12 protein-coding genes are annotated in these 15,217 nt (G+C 61.1%); 11 read left to right on the top strand and 1 reads right to left on the bottom strand.

Annotated elements, in window-relative coordinates; all coding sequences use genetic code 11:
- Positions 1-362 precede the first annotated feature (362 nt).
- On the top strand, positions 363-1,334 hold the full coding sequence (locus U8U01_RS06095; RefSeq protein ID WP_322172570.1) for a sugar phosphate isomerase/epimerase family protein: 972 nt from the start codon (positions 363-365) through the stop codon (positions 1,332-1,334).
- Positions 1,335-1,951: 617 nt separating this feature from the next.
- Here U8U01_RS06095 and U8U01_RS06090 read toward each other — a convergent pair.
- Positions 1,952-3,217, bottom strand: coding sequence for an HlyC/CorC family transporter (locus tag U8U01_RS06090; RefSeq protein ID WP_322172568.1), 1,266 nt, complete (start codon positions 3,215-3,217; stop codon positions 1,952-1,954).
- A 246-nt stretch (positions 3,218-3,463) separates the two neighbouring features.
- On the opposite strand from U8U01_RS06090, the gene U8U01_RS06085 reads away from it, so the two are divergent.
- The 10 genes from U8U01_RS06085 (at position 3,464) to U8U01_RS06040 (ending at position 15,142) form a co-directional block, all read left to right on the top strand.
- Entirely contained in the window at positions 3,464-4,780 is a 1,317-nt protein-coding gene (locus tag U8U01_RS06085; protein ID WP_322172566.1) for a peptidoglycan-binding protein, read from the top strand.
- A 34-nt stretch (positions 4,781-4,814) separates the two neighbouring features.
- Complete coding sequence (locus U8U01_RS06080; RefSeq protein ID WP_322172565.1) at positions 4,815-6,188, top strand: MATE family efflux transporter; 1,374 nt, start codon at positions 4,815-4,817, stop codon at positions 6,186-6,188.
- Complete coding sequence (locus U8U01_RS06075) at positions 6,181-7,110, top strand: DMT family transporter (RefSeq protein ID WP_322172563.1); 930 nt, start codon at positions 6,181-6,183, stop codon at positions 7,108-7,110. Before U8U01_RS06080 ends, U8U01_RS06075 begins: the two co-directional genes overlap by 8 nt.
- Before the next feature lie 110 nt (positions 7,111-7,220).
- Positions 7,221-7,925, top strand: a complete 705-nt coding sequence (gene nagB / locus U8U01_RS06070; RefSeq protein ID WP_322172561.1) for a glucosamine-6-phosphate deaminase — start codon at positions 7,221-7,223, stop codon at positions 7,923-7,925.
- Positions 7,926-7,994: 69 nt separating this feature from the next.
- Positions 7,995-8,423, top strand: a complete 429-nt coding sequence (locus tag U8U01_RS06065; RefSeq protein WP_322172559.1) for a hypothetical protein — start codon at positions 7,995-7,997, stop codon at positions 8,421-8,423.
- A gap of 17 nt (positions 8,424-8,440) precedes the next feature.
- On the top strand, positions 8,441-10,651 hold the full coding sequence (gene recD2, locus U8U01_RS06060) for an SF1B family DNA helicase RecD2 (RefSeq protein WP_322172558.1): 2,211 nt from the start codon (positions 8,441-8,443) through the stop codon (positions 10,649-10,651).
- A 476-nt stretch (positions 10,652-11,127) separates the two neighbouring features.
- Entirely contained in the window at positions 11,128-12,648 is a 1,521-nt protein-coding gene (locus U8U01_RS06055) for an ATP-binding cassette domain-containing protein (protein ID WP_322172557.1), read from the top strand.
- Between the two features lie 39 nt (positions 12,649-12,687).
- The gene (locus tag U8U01_RS06050; protein WP_322172556.1) at positions 12,688-13,548 is read left to right on the top strand and encodes a pyridoxamine kinase; all 861 of its coding nucleotides are present in this window, start codon (positions 12,688-12,690) and stop codon (positions 13,546-13,548) included.
- Positions 13,549-14,038: 490 nt separating this feature from the next.
- The gene (locus tag U8U01_RS06045; protein ID WP_322172554.1) at positions 14,039-14,506 is read left to right on the top strand and encodes a hypothetical protein; all 468 of its coding nucleotides are present in this window, start codon (positions 14,039-14,041) and stop codon (positions 14,504-14,506) included.
- A 12-nt stretch (positions 14,507-14,518) separates the two neighbouring features.
- Complete coding sequence (locus U8U01_RS06040; RefSeq protein ID WP_322172553.1) at positions 14,519-15,142, top strand: nucleotidyltransferase domain-containing protein; 624 nt, start codon at positions 14,519-14,521, stop codon at positions 15,140-15,142.
- The last annotated feature ends 75 nt before the right edge of the window (positions 15,143-15,217 follow it).

The raw sequence follows: 15,217 nt of genomic DNA, 5'->3' as shown, positions 1-15,217 counted from the left end.
CCTCCGGTGGCCCTCGCCCTTTTCAAAGGTGGTGGGGTTCTTAGGGGGCGACAATCGCCGGTGGCGATTTCCCGTCGCCGACCGAGGCGGCAGCCGAGACCCAGAGCCCAAGAGTTGGCGTGGCCAACTCTGCGCTGCCGGAGGCCAACATTTCGCCATAAACTCTTCTTTCTGGACAGGTCCGGGCTTTCCGCCGGTGTGGCCGCAGGCGTGCCCTACGGGTATATTATGCCCTTGCCACAAAACTGGGTACAAAAATTTTTTGAGAGCCCATTGCTTTTTCAAAAAAGATTCTGTATAATATTACCAGAACCATCTAGGGCGGCAAACCGCCCAAATAACCATATAAGGAGTGCATACCAATGAAATTAGGCATTCTGTCCAATGTTATCGGCGAAACCCCCCTCCAGGAGGCCCTGGCCTATTTTAAGTCCCTGGGCGCCCAGATGGTGGAGATCGGCTGCGGCGGCTATCCGGGCAAAGACCATTGCGACCCCGGCGTATTGCTCCATGATGAGGAGAAATTCAATGCGTTCGTCACCACGGTAAAGGAGTCCGGCCTGGAGATCAGCGCCCTCTCCTGCCACGCCAACCCCATCCACCCCAATAAGGAGATCGCCAAGTCGTTTGACGACGACCTGCACAATGCCGTGCTGATGGCCGAAAAGCTGGGCATCCACCAGATCAACACCTTCTCCGGCTGCCCTGGCGACTGCCCGGAGAGCAAGAACCCCAACTGGATCGTCTGCGCCTGGCCCAACGAGTTCCCTGAGGTGCTGGAGTGGCAGTGGAACGAGGTGCTCATCCCCTACTGGAAGAACTTCGTGGCCTTTGCCAAAGAGCATGGGGTGAACAAAATCGCCTTTGAGATGCACCAGGGTTTCTGCGTGCACAATACCCGCACCCTGCTGCGCCTGCGGGAGGCCGTAGGCCCGGAAATCGGTGCCAACCTGGACCCCAGCCACCTGTTCTGGCAGGGGATGGACCCCCTGGCTGTTGTCCGCGAACTGGGCGGCGAGGCCATCTTCCACGTCCATGCCAAAGACGCCAAGATCGACCCCTGGAACACCGCCGTCAACGGTACTCTGGACACCATCAGCTATGCGGACGAGCTGCACCGTAGCTGGATCTTCCGCAGCATCGGCTACGGCCACGACGAGTTGTTCTGGAAAGACTTTGTCAGCCAGTTGCGCCTGGTGGGCTACGACTACGTGCTCTCCATTGAGCATGAGGACAGCCTGATGAGCAAGAACGAGGGCCTGGTCAAGGCCTGCGACGTGCTCAACCGTTCCATTACCTTTGAGGACAAGATGACCGAGGCCCGGTGGATCTAAACGCCTGGCGCGGCACTTTGCAACCTTGGCCAAAAAAAGGCACAGGCCACCAGCCTGTGCCTTATTTGCCTAAAAAACACGGCAGCCCCCTCTTGCAGCCCGCCCACCCGTACCCCCATTTCTCCCAAGCCCCCCTCAGAAAGAATCAAAAAAGGAAATAAGAAGAAAACAAGTAAAGTAAGAAAAGAAGAAAAAGAAGAAGAAAAAGAAAATAAGCGAAATAAATAAAAAAGAGAAAGAAAAAGGCAGCCCCCAAACGCAAGGGGGCTGCCCTTTTATTATATAAATTATAAACAAAATAAACAAAACGCAAACAAAGCCCGTTTCCTCCCGTGCCGGGGGCCTAGGGCTTGTTTGAAAATAGAGGAAATGACGGATTTTTGACCAGAAACGGTCAGCTTCAAGGAGAAAACCGCAAGTAATACTTGCGTATTACGAGGATTTTCGACGCAGAAGATGGTTGCTTCTGGGTAAAAATACGGCGTTTTCGATTTTTCAAACAAGCCCCAGCCGCCCTATGGCGGTTGGTGCGGCAAGGGGATTCCCAAGGGCCGGCGGCCCTTGGGCGGAGTGCAGAGGCAGAAAGCGGCGGCACAAAGCAACGCGAGTAGGCGGCCTCAGCCGTCCCCTTCCGCCGGGGCAACCGGCGTGGCAGGGACGCGGACGCGGATCTCCTCGGCGCGGTTGCCGGCGGCCTTGGTCACCATAAAGCGAATACCCTGCACCTGGAACCCGTCCCCGGCTTTGGGGATACGGTCCAGCCGCTGGGCGATCCAGCCGTTGACGGTGGAGGCGTCCGTTTCAAAGTCCAGGTGCAAAAACTCAAAGAGGTCGTCGGTGCTCATAGAGCCGTACACCCGGTAAAGGCCCTCCCCTATGGGCAAGATCCCCTCCTGCACCACATCGTCATGTTCGTCCCAAATCTCGCCTACCAGTTCCTCAATCACGTCCTCCAGGGTCACAATGCCCTCCGTACCGCCAAACTCATCCACAATCACAGCCATATGCTGTTTGCTCTGCTGCAAAAGCCGCAGCAGATCAGAGATTTTCATAGAAGGCGGGATAAATTCCGCGGGTTTCAGGATGCTCTCCACACTTGGGACATCGGCGCCGGCAAAAAAGTCTTTTTCGTGTATCACGCCCACAATGCTGTCAATGGTTTCCTCATACACCGGCAGGCGGGAGTAGCCGCTCTCCCGGAACAGGGCGGCGGCCTCATCGGGGGTGGCGTCCTTGGGCAAGGCCTCCACGTCCACCCGGGGGGTCATGATCTCAATGGCCTGGATGTCGTCAAACTCAATGACGTTGCGGAGCATATCGCCCTCATTTTTGTCAATGCCCCCCTCCTGCTCCGCCTCTTCCACCAGCGTCAGCAGTTCGCTGTCCGTAACCGAGTGCTGGGGCGAGGAGCGCACCAGCCGGCGCAGCCCCTTTTTCAGTTGGGCAAACAGGAAGTTGATGGGCTTAAGTAGCACAATCAGCGCCCGTATAAAGGGGGCGGAGAGCATGGCAAAGGCCTCGGCGTGTTCTTTGGCCATGCTTTTGGGGCCAACCTCGCCAAACACCAGCACCACAATGGTCATCACCACCGTGGAAACCGTGGGGCCGGCGCCGTCGCCCAGCGCCTGCACAAACAGCAGGGTGGATATGGTGGTAGAGGCAATGTTCACCAGGTTGTTGCCCACCAAAATGGTGGACAGCAGTTCGTCATAATTCTCCGAGAGGGCAAAGGCCAGTTGCGCCCGCTTATTCCCCCCGTTGGCCAGGCTTTTCAGCCGTATGCGGTTCAGCGAGGAAAACGCCGTTTCCGTGGCCGAAAAATAGGCCGAAAGCATAATGAGCACGATCAAAACCAGAATCAACGCCGTACTGTGACTGTCCATAAAGGAAAAAACCAACACCTTTTTGCTAATATTTGCGCCATAGGGCGCATACCAATGCAGCTATCATACCATACTCCGCCCCAAATTGCAAGTGCCCCCCAGGGGAGAAAGCCTCCCCAGGAAGGCCGCAAGGCTTTTTTCCCCATAACCCTTGCATAAAAGGGCGGGTTTTGCTATAATATAAAGGATTTTACACGTTCCCCCATACCGTACTATTTTTTATTCAGAAAGCGAGCGATTTGAAATATGAAACCCATCAAGCGGATAGCGGCTGCCCTGGTTGCCCTGGCGGCCTTTTGCCTGTGCGTAGCGCTGGCAGCCTGTTCAGACGTCACCGGGCTGGTTTCCGGCACACAAAGCGGGGAGTTCCCGGTCACCGTGAACGAAGTCACCATCAACGCAAAGCCCAGCCGGGTGGTGGTATTGTCGCCCAGCCTGGCAGACGTGGTGCTGGCCCTGGGCTGCGACACCCAGTTGGCCGCGGGCAGCGAGAACTGCACCCAGGACAGCCTGCGGGACCTGAAAAAGCTCAGCGCCGGGGACGCCCAGGCGGTTGTGGGGGAGAACCCCGACCTGGTGCTGCTGGACCCTGCCAGTTCCGGGGCCGAGCAGGCCTTGCGGGACGCGGGCCTTACCGTGCTGAACCTGGCCCCCGCCAAAGACCGGGGGGACTTTGAGCGGCTGTATTCCCAGGTGTCCTCCGCACTCAACGGCGGCGGCCCCGGCTATGATACCGGCATCCGCGTGGCCCAGGATGTATTCCAGACGCTGGACGACATCAACCGGGTGGCCTCCGCCCAGGGGGAGATCGTCACGGTCTGTTGCTATTTATATGATCTGGACAGCGCCGCTGTTACAGGGGATATGCTCGCCTCCACCGTCATGACCTACTCCGGCCTGTCCAATGCCTTTGGGGACCTGGCCGGCGGGCAATATGCCTATGAAAACCTGCGCAACGCCAACCCGTACATCATTTTCTGCCCGCCCGGGCTGAAAAGCCAGATGGAGGAGGACTCCCGCTTTGCCGGCCTGCAAGCCGTGCGCAACGGCCGGGTGGTGGAGCTGGACCCCAGCCTGATGGAGTGGCAGGGCCGCACCGTGGTCAGCGCGGCCTTGGAGATGAGCGCGGCGGCTTTCCCGGAGCTGCTGGAGGAGAACTCTATGCAGGTAACGGACCCCACGGAGAAGATCGAGGACCAGGTCAGTTCGGCCATTGCCAGTTCCATGCTGGAGGAGGACCCCACCACCTACGAGCCTCTGGAAGAGGGCGACCAGGGTGAGGATGTGCTGGCCATGCAGACCCGCCTGGACGAGCTGGGCTACCTGGATACGGAATATGACGGCCATTACGGCGAATACACCGCCGGCTGTGTGCGGGAGTTCCAAAAGGTCAACGGCCTGCCGGAAACCGGCACGGCGGACAACGACACCCTGAAGATGCTGTACTCCACCCTGGCCAAGTCCAAGGACGGTACCATCGCCCTGCACAGCCCCAGCCCCTCGCCCAGCGGCGAGCCCGGCGGCACGCCGGAGCCCTCCGAAACCGGGGAGCAGGCCGGCTAAAGGCTGCGCCCAACGAGAGAGGAAACAAGAGGAAATGGGAGTATTCACAAAGGACCGGTCCTTTTATAAAACGCTGATCAGCCTGGCCATCCCCATCTCGCTGCAAAACCTGATCACCTTCGCGGTGGGCTTTGCGGACAACCTAATGATCGGGCGCCTGGGGGATGACGCCATCTCCGGGGTCTATGTGGGCAACCAGATGCAGGCCGTGGTGCAGATGTTCATTGCGGGCATCGAGGGCGCCATCCTTATCCTGGCCGCCCAGTACTGGGGCAAAAAAGATGCCGGCAGCATCCGCAAGGTGGTGTCCATCGGGGCAAAGTTTGCCTTTGGGGTAGGGCTCGCGGTCACCCTGGCGGCGGTGCTGTTCCCCGGGGCCATTATCGGGCTGTTTACCAAAGAGCCCGGCGTCCTTGCCGAGGGTACAGTGTATTTGCAGATCGTGGGCTTTACCTACCTGTTTTTCGCCATCTCCCAGGTGATGGTCGCCTCCATGCGCAGCGTGGAAACGGCGAAGATCGGCCTGTACATCTCCATCATGGCGCTGGTGGTCAATGTGGCCCTTAACTATATTTTGATCTTCGGCAAGCTGGGCCTGCCGGCCTTGGGGGTCAAGGGCGCGGCCATTGCCACCCTGATCTCCCGGGTGCTGGAAATGGCGGTCAGCGTCACCTATGTGTTCGCCGTAGACCGCAAGCTGCGGTTCGGCTTCCGGGACCTGCTGGCCACGGACCGGCAACTGCTCAAGGACTTCCTCCGCTACGGCCTGCCGGTAATCGGCGGGCAGGTAGTGTGGGCCTTCAACAACCTGATGAACACCAAAATCATGGGCTCCTACACCGCGGGGGTAATGGCGGCGGTCAGCATCACCGGGATGCTCCACAACCTGATCTATGTGTGGATGAACGGCCTGTCCTCCTCGGTAGGCATCATCACCGGCAAAACCGTGGGTGCCGGCCAGTATGAGAAGATGAAGGAATACGCCAAAACCGTCCAGATGATCTTCCTGGGCGTGGGCCTTATTTCCGGCGGGCTGGTGCTGCTGTGCCGGGAGGGTTTCATCGGCCTGTACAACGCCACCCCGGAGGCCCTGGCCTATTCCCGGCAGTTTATCAACGTGATCTCCGTCACCATCATCGGCACCTGCTACCAGGCTGCCTGCCTGTTCGGGCTGGTAAAGTCCGGGGGCGATATCAGCTTTGTGTTTAAAAACGACACCATCTTTGTGTTTTTGGTGGTTATCCCCTCGGCGCTGGTGTGCCAGTGGCTGGGGGCGCCCCCCTGGGTGGTGTTCGCGGCCCTAAAGTGCGACCAAATCCTCAAGTGCTTTGTGGCCGTGGTAAAGATCAACAGCTACAACTGGATGAAAAACCTGACTAGGGATAAGGGGGTAGACAGCCATGCCTAAGGCGTTGCGGGCCGGGCTGCTGGCGCTGGCAGCGCTGATATGGGGCACGGCCTTTGTGGCCCAAAGCATGGGCATGGAGTACATCGGTCCCTGCGCGTTCAACGCCGCCCGCAGCTTTGTGGGCAGCATAGCCCTGCTGCCGGTTATTTTCGCCGGCGACAGGCTGCGCCGGGGGGCCGGCGAGGCAGAGCGCCGGGCCAATGCCTGGGGCAACCCGGCCCTGTTGCGGGGCGGGCTGCTGTGCGGGCTGTTCCTGGCGGCCGCCAGCCTGTTGCAGCAGGCTGGCCTGCAATCCACCGGGGCAGGCAAAGCCGGGTTTCTAACCTCCCTGTACATCGTCATGGTGCCGGTACTGGGGATCTTCCTGGGCCGGCGGGGCGGCAAGAAGATCTGGCTGGCCGTGGCCCTGGCGCTGGCCGGGGCCTATTTCCTCAGCGTCACCGGGGGGATGGGCAACTGGGGCATGGGCCTGGGGGACGGCATGGTGCTTGTCAGCGCGGTGTTCTTCTCCTTCCACATTTTGGTCATCGACCGTTTCTCCCCCCAGGTAGACTGCATCAAGCTGTCCTGCCTCCAGTTCTTGGTGGTCGGCCTGGCCTCCGCCGTCCTGGCCGTGGCGCTGGAGGGCGCTACCTTTCGCTGGGAGGGCCTGTTGGCCAGTTGGGGGCCCCTGCTCTATACCGGGGTCATGTCCAGCGGGGTGGCCTATACCCTGCAAATCATCGGCCAGCGAGGCCTGGAACCGGCGGCAGCCTCGCTGATCATGAGCCTGGAGTCGGTCTTTGCGGCCCTGTCCGGCTGGCTGGTGCTCCACCAGCCCCTGTCCGGCCGTGAGCTGCTGGGCTGCGTGCTGGTATTCGGCGGGGTCGTGCTGGCCCAGTTGCCGGCGCGCGCGGGAAAAGGCCCCTCCCCCGGCGCCTGATAATTCTCCGAAACCGATCCTAATCTTAGCCAGAGGCCGGGCCCTGGCGCCCACAGGGCCCGGCAGCCCGTATAAACCACACCATTTACCGAACAGAGAGGAAAAGCATTATGAGAATCATCCACGTGGAAAACTACGAAACCCTCAGCGCCATGGCCGCGGATATCATCGCCGCCCAAGTACTGCTCAAACCGGATTGCCTGCTGGGCCTGGCCACCGGCTCCTCCCCCCTGGGTACCTACCGGGAGCTGGCCGCGCGCTGCCGGGCCGGCCGGCTGGACTTCAGCCGGGTGCGCACCGTCAATCTGGACGAGTACTGCGGCCTGGATGCAGCCAACCCCCAAAGCTACCGCTATTTTATGGACCAGAACCTGTTCGGCCAGGTGAATATCGACCCGGCCAACACCCACCTGCCCAACGGCACGGCCCCGGATATGCAGGCCGAGTGCGCCCGCTACGAGGCCCTGGTAGAGGCCCTGGGCTGGCCGGACCTGCAACTGCTGGGCATCGGCCACAACGGCCACATCGGCTTTAACGAGCCCGCCGGCCACTTCCCGGCCCAGGCCCATACGGTCACGCTGGCGGAAAGCACCATCCAGGCCAATTCCCGGCTCTTCGACCGGATCGAGGACGTACCCACCATGGCGGTAACCATGGGCGTGGGCACCATCATGAAGGCCCGTAAGGTGCTGCTGATTGCCGGCGCGGACAAGGCGGACATTGTGGACAAAGCCTGCCACGGCCCCGTCACCCCGGAGGTGCCCGCGTCCATCCTGCAACTGCATCCGGACGCCACCGTGATCCTGAGCAAATAAGAAACAAGGGACGTTCGCGGAACAACGTTTCCCCTACCGGCATAGGATGGGCCGAGGGAGGCGGTGTTCGTGAACATATTGCGTATGGTAGGCCCGGCGGGCCTCATAGCCTATCTGCTGGCAGGGCTGCTGATGGTAGTCGGCGCGGTAGAGCTGCTCCGGCGGCTGTGTTTCTGGCTGCACAACGGCAGCGGCCTGGGGCCGGGGTCCCGGCGGGCAGGGGGCACAGGGGCGGGGGACAGGGAAGGCCCTGGCAAGCTGGCCCTGGTGCTGGTCCCTACCGATGCCGGGGAATGTGAAAACCTGATCCGCACCGGGGGCCAGCGGGTGGCGTGGATGGCCCTGCGGCCCCCCTGCCGGCTCATCTGCCTGGACGACGGCAGCCCGGAAACCAGGGAGATCGCAGCCCGGCTGGCCCTGCAATACCGGGGCCTGGAGTTGTGCGGGCCGGAGGAGCTGGCAGGGCTGCTAACGGGCAAGGAAGAAAAAGACAGATAGAAGGGACGGGAAAAGCGGTGGAGCAAAGGGAGCCTTTGGAATTGCACGGCACGGTGGAGGAGATCCACTTCCACAACGATGAAAACCAGTATACGGTGCTGCAAATGCTGGCCGGGGAGGACCTGCACACGGTGGTGGGCTGTTTCCCCTTTATCAGCGAGGGCGAAGAGCTGGGCGTAACCGGCCGGTGGGAGGAAAACGCCACCTACGGCCGGCAGTTTAGGGCCGAAACCTTTACCCGCGCCCAGCCCTCCACCGAGCGGGGGATGCTGAAATACCTCAGTTCCGGCGCGGTAAAAGGGGTGGGCAAGGTCACGGCCCTGCGCATCATAGAAACCTTCGGGGTAGATGCCCTGCGGGTGATCGAGCAGGAGCCCGAACGGCTGGCCCAGGTCAAAGGCATCACCGCCGCCAAGGCCCAGGAGATCAGCGAGGAACTGCAAAGGATCTACGGCATCCGGGAGGTCATGACCTGGCTGGGCGCCTTTGGCGTCCCCCCCGAGCAGGCCGCCCTGGTCTGGAAAAGGTACGGGGACGAAACGGTCTATCTGGTGCAGGAGGACCCCTACCTGCTGTGCGACGAGTCCATCGGCGTCAGTTTCCAAATTGCCGACGCCATTTCCCAGTCCATGGAGTTCCCCATTGACCATGAAACCCGCATCGAGGCGGGCTTGCTCCATGTGCTGCGCCACAACCTGCTCAACGGCCATACCTGCCTGCCCCAAGAGCCCCTCTGCCGGACGGCGGCGGGGCTTTTGGGGGTGGGCGTAGACCTGGTCCAGGACGGGCTGGAAACCCTCTGCGGGGAGTTCCAGTTGATGCGGGAGGAAGACGGCGGCAGGCCCCTGCTCTTTTTGCAACAGCAGCACCACTACGAAACCTACATAGCCGCCCATATGCGGGCCATGCTCCGGGCCCCCGCCCGGGCGCTGGCCGGGGCCGATGAAAAAATCGGCGCCATCGAGGCGGCGGAGGGCATCCAGTATGCCGGCAAGCAGCGGGCGGCCATCCGGGCGGCCATGGAGCAAGGGGTGCTTATCCTCACCGGCGGGCCCGGCACCGGCAAAACCACCACCCTCAACGCCATCATCCATATCCTCAAAGAGGCCGGGGAGCGGGTGCTCCTGGCCGCCCCCACCGGCCGGGCCGCCAAGCGTATGAGCAGCCTGACCGGCGAAGAGGCCAAAACCATCCACCGTATGCTGGAGGTCACCTGGGACGAGCGGGACAACCCTATCTTCAACCGCAACGAGGAAAACCCCCTGGCCTGCGAGTGCCTGGTAATCGACGAGATGTCCATGGTAGATACCTACGTGTTCTGTAGCCTGCTGCGGGCCCTGCCGCTGGGCTGCCGGCTGATCCTGGTAGGGGATACGGACCAGCTCCCCTCTGTGGGGCCGGGCAATGTGCTGGGCGATCTGATCGCCTCCGGGCTGTTCCCCACCGTGGAGTTGACAGAGGTGTTCCGCCAGGCCCTGCAAAGCCTCATCATCACCGGCGCCCACAAAATCGTGGCCGGCGAGATGCCGGACATCACCCGCAAAGACAGCGACTTCTTCTTCTTCCACCGGCGGGAGGTAGGGGAGGCCCAGGCCCTGGTCCAGTCCCTGCTTGGCAGCCGCCTGCCCAACGCCTATGGCTATGACCCCCTGGAGGACATCCAGGTACTTTGCCCCAGCCGCAAGGGGGAGATGGGCACCGTAGAGTTGAACCACCTGCTGCGGGAGGCGGTCAACCCTCCGGCCGAAGGCAAGCCGGAGGTCAAGCTGGGCGGCGGCCTGTTCCGCCTGGGCGATAAGGTTATGCAGGTGAAAAACGACTATGACCTGCCCTGGACGCGGGACGGCGGCACCGAGGGCCAGGGGGTCTTTAACGGCGATATGGGCGTCATCACCGCCATTGATAAGGTGGGCCAGATCATCGAGGTGCGTATGGAAGACCGGCTGCTGGCCTACGGCTACGACCAGGCCGCCACGGAGTTGGAACCGGCCTTTGCCGTCACGGTCCACAAAAGCCAGGGCAACGAGTTCACGGCGGTAATCCTGCCGGTGCTCAAGGTGCCCCGGCCCCTGTGCTACCGCAACCTGCTGTACACCGCGGTCACCCGGGCCAAAAAACTGCTGATTCTGGTGGGCGAGCCCGCTGTCCTGCAAGAGATGATCGCCGACAACCGCAAAACCCGCCGCTATACCGGCCTGGGGCTGTTCCTGTCCAAAGAGCAGGAATAGGGGAATAGGGGCTTTGTCACCGCCCCGGTCAAGAGGTATCCAAACGGAAGAGTTTAAAAGCGAGGCGCCCGCGAGCCAATAGTAAAAGTTTCGTCCGCTTTTTCAAAAGTGGTGGGGATTCCCAAGGGGTTTCACCCCTTGGTCCGCCGGAGGCCATTCCTTACTTCGTCATAAAACACCCGTTTTGGTCACTCCCCGCCCAAAAAAAGTATTGACAGAGGCAAGGGCCTGTGGTAAAATAGGGCTCAAGACTGGAAGAGGAGTGAAAAGATGAAGGCATAAGCTCATAATAACCGGAATACACAGAAAAGCCGCCGTAAGGGGGCCTGTTTTGTGCCGGGATTTTGGGCTGTGCGTAGTTTCCCTCCCTCTGTTCGGGATAGTTGGGCCTATCAGGGCCTTTTTATGCGCATACAGCCAACCCGGCGGGATTGGAGGTATGCGCATTGTTGCAAATAAAAGACTTGAGCATCGTGATGAAAAAAGATCTACGCCCCCTGTTGCAGGGCTTTACCTTTGCCCTGAACGCCGGGGACCGGGTGGCCATTATCGGCGAGGAGGGGGACGGCAAGTCCACCCTGCTGCGGCTGATCTGCCACCCAGAGGCTGCGGAGGGCTACGCCGAGTACAGCGGTTCCGTCCAAACAGGGGGTATGCTGCTGGGCTATCTCCCCCAGGAGGTAACGGCCGAAGAAGGCGCCCTGTCCGGCTATGCCTTCTGCTGCCGGGAGCCCGCCTTTTTAGAGAGCAGCCCCGGCGAGCTGGCCGCCGCGGCAGCCAAGCTGCGGTTCCCCCAGGAACTCTTCTACACCGACCGCCCGGTAGCCAGCCTTTCCGGCGGGGAAAAGGTCAAGCTGCGTATGGCCCTGCTGGCCCTGGGCCGGCCGGACGCCTACCTGCTGGACGAACCCAGCAATGACCTGGACGTGGAAACCCTGGAATGGCTGGAGGGCTTTATAACCGGCTGCGGCAAGCCGGTCATGTTCATCTCCCATGACGAAACCCTGCTGGAGAACACCGCCAACGTGATCATCCATCTGGAGCAGTTGCGCCGCAAGACCCTCCCCCGGTGCACGGTAGCCCGCTGCGGCTACCGCCAGTATGTGGAAGAGCGGCTGCAAAAGTTTCAAAAGCAGACGCAGTTGGCCCGCAAGGACCGGGAGGAAGACCGCAAGCGGCAGGAGAAGATCCGCCGTATGGAGCAGAAGGTGCAGCACGGCCTGGACACCATCAGCCAGGCCGACCCACACGGGGGCCGCCTCCTGAAAAAGAAGATGAAATCCGTCAAGTCCATGGAGCACCGTTTCGAGCGGGAGCGGGAGGATATGACCCAGTTCCCGGACAGCGAAGAGGCCATCCTGGCCGGGTTCGACCAAAGCGTGTCCCTGCCCGCGGGCAAGGTGGTGCTGGACCTGTCCCTGCCCGCCCTGGCCGCCCCGGACGGTACCCCCCTGGCGGAAAACATCCGGCTGTATGTCCGGGGGCCGGCGCACATCTGCATCACCGGGCAAAACGGCGCGGGCAAAACCACCCTCCTTCGGGAGATCGCCCGGCAACTGCTGCCCCGCACAGACCTGAAAGCCGCCTATATGCCCCAAAACTACGCCGAAACCGTCGACCAAACCCAAACCCCCGTCCAGTTCCTCACAGGCGGCAGCGGAGAGAAAGAGAAACTTACCCAAGCCAAAACCTTCCTGGGCAGCATGAAGTACACCGCCGAGGAGTGCGAGCACAGCATCAGCCAGCTTTCCGGGGGCCAAAAGGCCAAGCTGTTTTTCCTCAAGATGATCCTGGGCCACAACGACGTGCTGATCCTGGACGAACCCACCCGGAACCTGAGCCCCCTTTCCGGCCCGGTCATCCGGGGGATGCTGCAAAGTTTCGGCGGCTGCGTTATCAGCGTGTCCCATGACAGGCGTTTCATCGCCGAGGTGGCCGAAACCACCTACCGCCTGACCCCCCAGGGCCTTGTCCCCGGCGCGCCCGGCGGCTCCTGAGCCCCCCAAAAACGTGATTTTACAGAAAGAGGTGCCTCCATGATCTATCAGGAAAAGACCTGCGCCGCCATCCACGACCTGTCCGGCATGGGCAAATGCTCCCTAACCGTAGCCCTGCCGGTACTTTCCGCCTGCGGGGTAGAAACCGCCGCCCTGCCCACAGCGGTACTGTCCACCCATACCGGCGGGTTTACCGGCTATACCTACCGGGACCTCACCGGGGATATGCTGCCCACGGCCAAGCACTGGGCCGGGCTGGACGTCCACTTTTCGGCGCTGTACACCGGCTTTCTGGGCTCGGCGGAGCAGACCGGCATCGTGGAGGAGATCATCACCCTGCTGGGCCAAGATGCCCTGGTGCTGGTAGACCCGGTCCTGGGGGATGGGGGCAAGCTGTACCAAACCATCACCCCCCAACTGGCCGCGGGCATGGCCGGGCTGTGCCGCAAGGCGGACCTGGTAGCCCCCAACCTGACCGAGGCAGCCTGCCTGCTGGGCCGGGAGTACCGGGGCGATACCCTGAGCCGGGCGGAAGCCGGCGATATCCTGGGGGCCCTGTGCCAAATGGGCCCGTCCATGGTGGTGCTGACCGGGGTGCGCTGCCAGGGGGGCCTGGGGGCCGTGTGCCTGGACGGGGCAAAGGGCCAGCCGGTATTCTGCATGATGGAGGAGATCCCCGGCTCCTTCCACGGCACCGGTGACCTGTTCGCCTCCACCCTGCTGGGGGGCCTGCTGAACGGTATGCCCCTGGAAGAGGCCTGCTGGCTGGCCGTCCGTTTCGTCCACCGGGTGGTGGAAACTACCCGCCGGTATAGCAAAGACCCCCGTTTCGGCCCAAAGTTCGAAGTCCACCTGCCCGCCTTGGCCCAGGAACTGGAGGCTTATCGTTTACGCCGGTAGCCTCCGGCGGGAAGGGGGGCTTTGCCCCCCTTCACCCCCCGCCACTTTTGAAAATAGCGGGGCCTCCGGCGGGAAGGGGGGCTTTGCCCCCCTTCACCCCCCACCACTTTTGAAAAAGTGGACAAAACTTTTATGTGTTTACATTTTTTTAGTTTGTCCTTTGGAACGCCGCGGGGTGGGGGACGTGTACTTGTTTTTTCCCCCGGCGGCCAAGAGTTGCCATAACCAATGCTTGGGGAACCCCAGACTTTTAAAAAGTGGATAAAACTTTCATGTTTTTATTTTAAAAATATTGTAAACGCAAAGTATTCCCCACAGCCACCGGTCGAGCCAACGGCCCCGCCCCCACAGCGCGGCAGATAACGGCTCAAAAGCTTTTGGGAGTCCTTAGAACCCTTTTCACGACAAGGGTTCGCGACTTCGCCAAAGGCGAAGTCGGCCGCCGGAGGCGACCTCAGCACAGCAAGCAAAAAAGCGAAGGAGGCATTCCATGTACACATACACCCAAGAAAGCATCCAGCCGATATTTACGAAATGGCGTTCACGCCTACGCCTGGAGGAGGGGTGGGACGTAAAGCTGGAGCTGGTCGACGACCCGGCGTTCACCAAGACGGGAGATTTCAAGATTGACCCCACAGACCGGAAGGCGATTTTACTGCTGAACGCCCGGAACCCCCGGCAGGAGAACCCGGAGGAGGTCATCTGCCACGAGCTGCTGCACCTAAAGCTCTATCCCCTGGACCAGCTTACGGAAACGCTGATCGACAGCCACTACCAGCAGGGCACACCGGCCTACAGCGCCCTATACACCCAGTTTATGGTGATGCTGGAAACCACCGTGGAGGAAATGGCCAAGTGCTGGCTCTCTGCCTTTGGGGAGGACAAGGCGCTGTCCTATGGCCGGTGCCGGGAGATGAAGTCCTTTAACCAACTGTATGACGGGCTCAAGAGCCTGTGAGGGAGGCGGGGCATGGAGGAGATCATCCGTTATTTGCGGGAAAAATATGCGCCCCTGGGGCTGATCGTCTACGGCTCCTACGCAGACGGAAGCAACAACCTGCACAGCGACTTTGACGCGCTGGTCATCACCCCCTGGCCGGGGGATGGCCATGACAGTTCGGTGGTGGCGGGGGTACAGTTGGATGTATTCCTGTACGGCCCCGGCCATTTTGCGGGCGGGGCCGCGGACCTGGACGAGGCGGTGCAGGTGTTCGATGGGCAGGTGCTGGTAGACGAAGGGGGCGTGGCCTCCCAACTACAGAAACGGGTGCAGGCGCGCCTGGCGTCCTGGCAGCCCAAGCCCCGGCCGCTGGTAGAGCGGGACATAGCCTGGTGCTGGAAGATGGCCGCCCGTTGCCGGCGGGGGGATGCGGAAGGTTTCTACCGCTGGCACTGGCTGCTGCGCGACAGCCTGGAGATTTACTGCGACGCGGCGGGGCTATACTTTTTCGGCCCCAAAAAAGCGTTAAGGGCCATGGAAAAGCAGGACAATACCTCCTTCCTACTGTACCGTGAAGCCCTCAAGAACCCCGAAGCAACTGCCCTAAAGGCATGGCTAACCCGCCTGGAAACCGTGGGTAAAACCGTAGGATAAGATTAGAAAAAAAGAGGATCGTACCAGTTTAGGCGTTTCTTTTTGTATGGGATATGTGCTATAATACATCCTGTA

This window comes from Acutalibacter caecimuris, from assembly GCF_034335085.1.
Taxonomy (GTDB): Bacteria; Bacillota; Clostridia; order Oscillospirales; family Acutalibacteraceae; genus Acutalibacter; species Acutalibacter caecimuris.
This window is presented reverse-complemented; position numbering and strand designations above follow the sequence as displayed.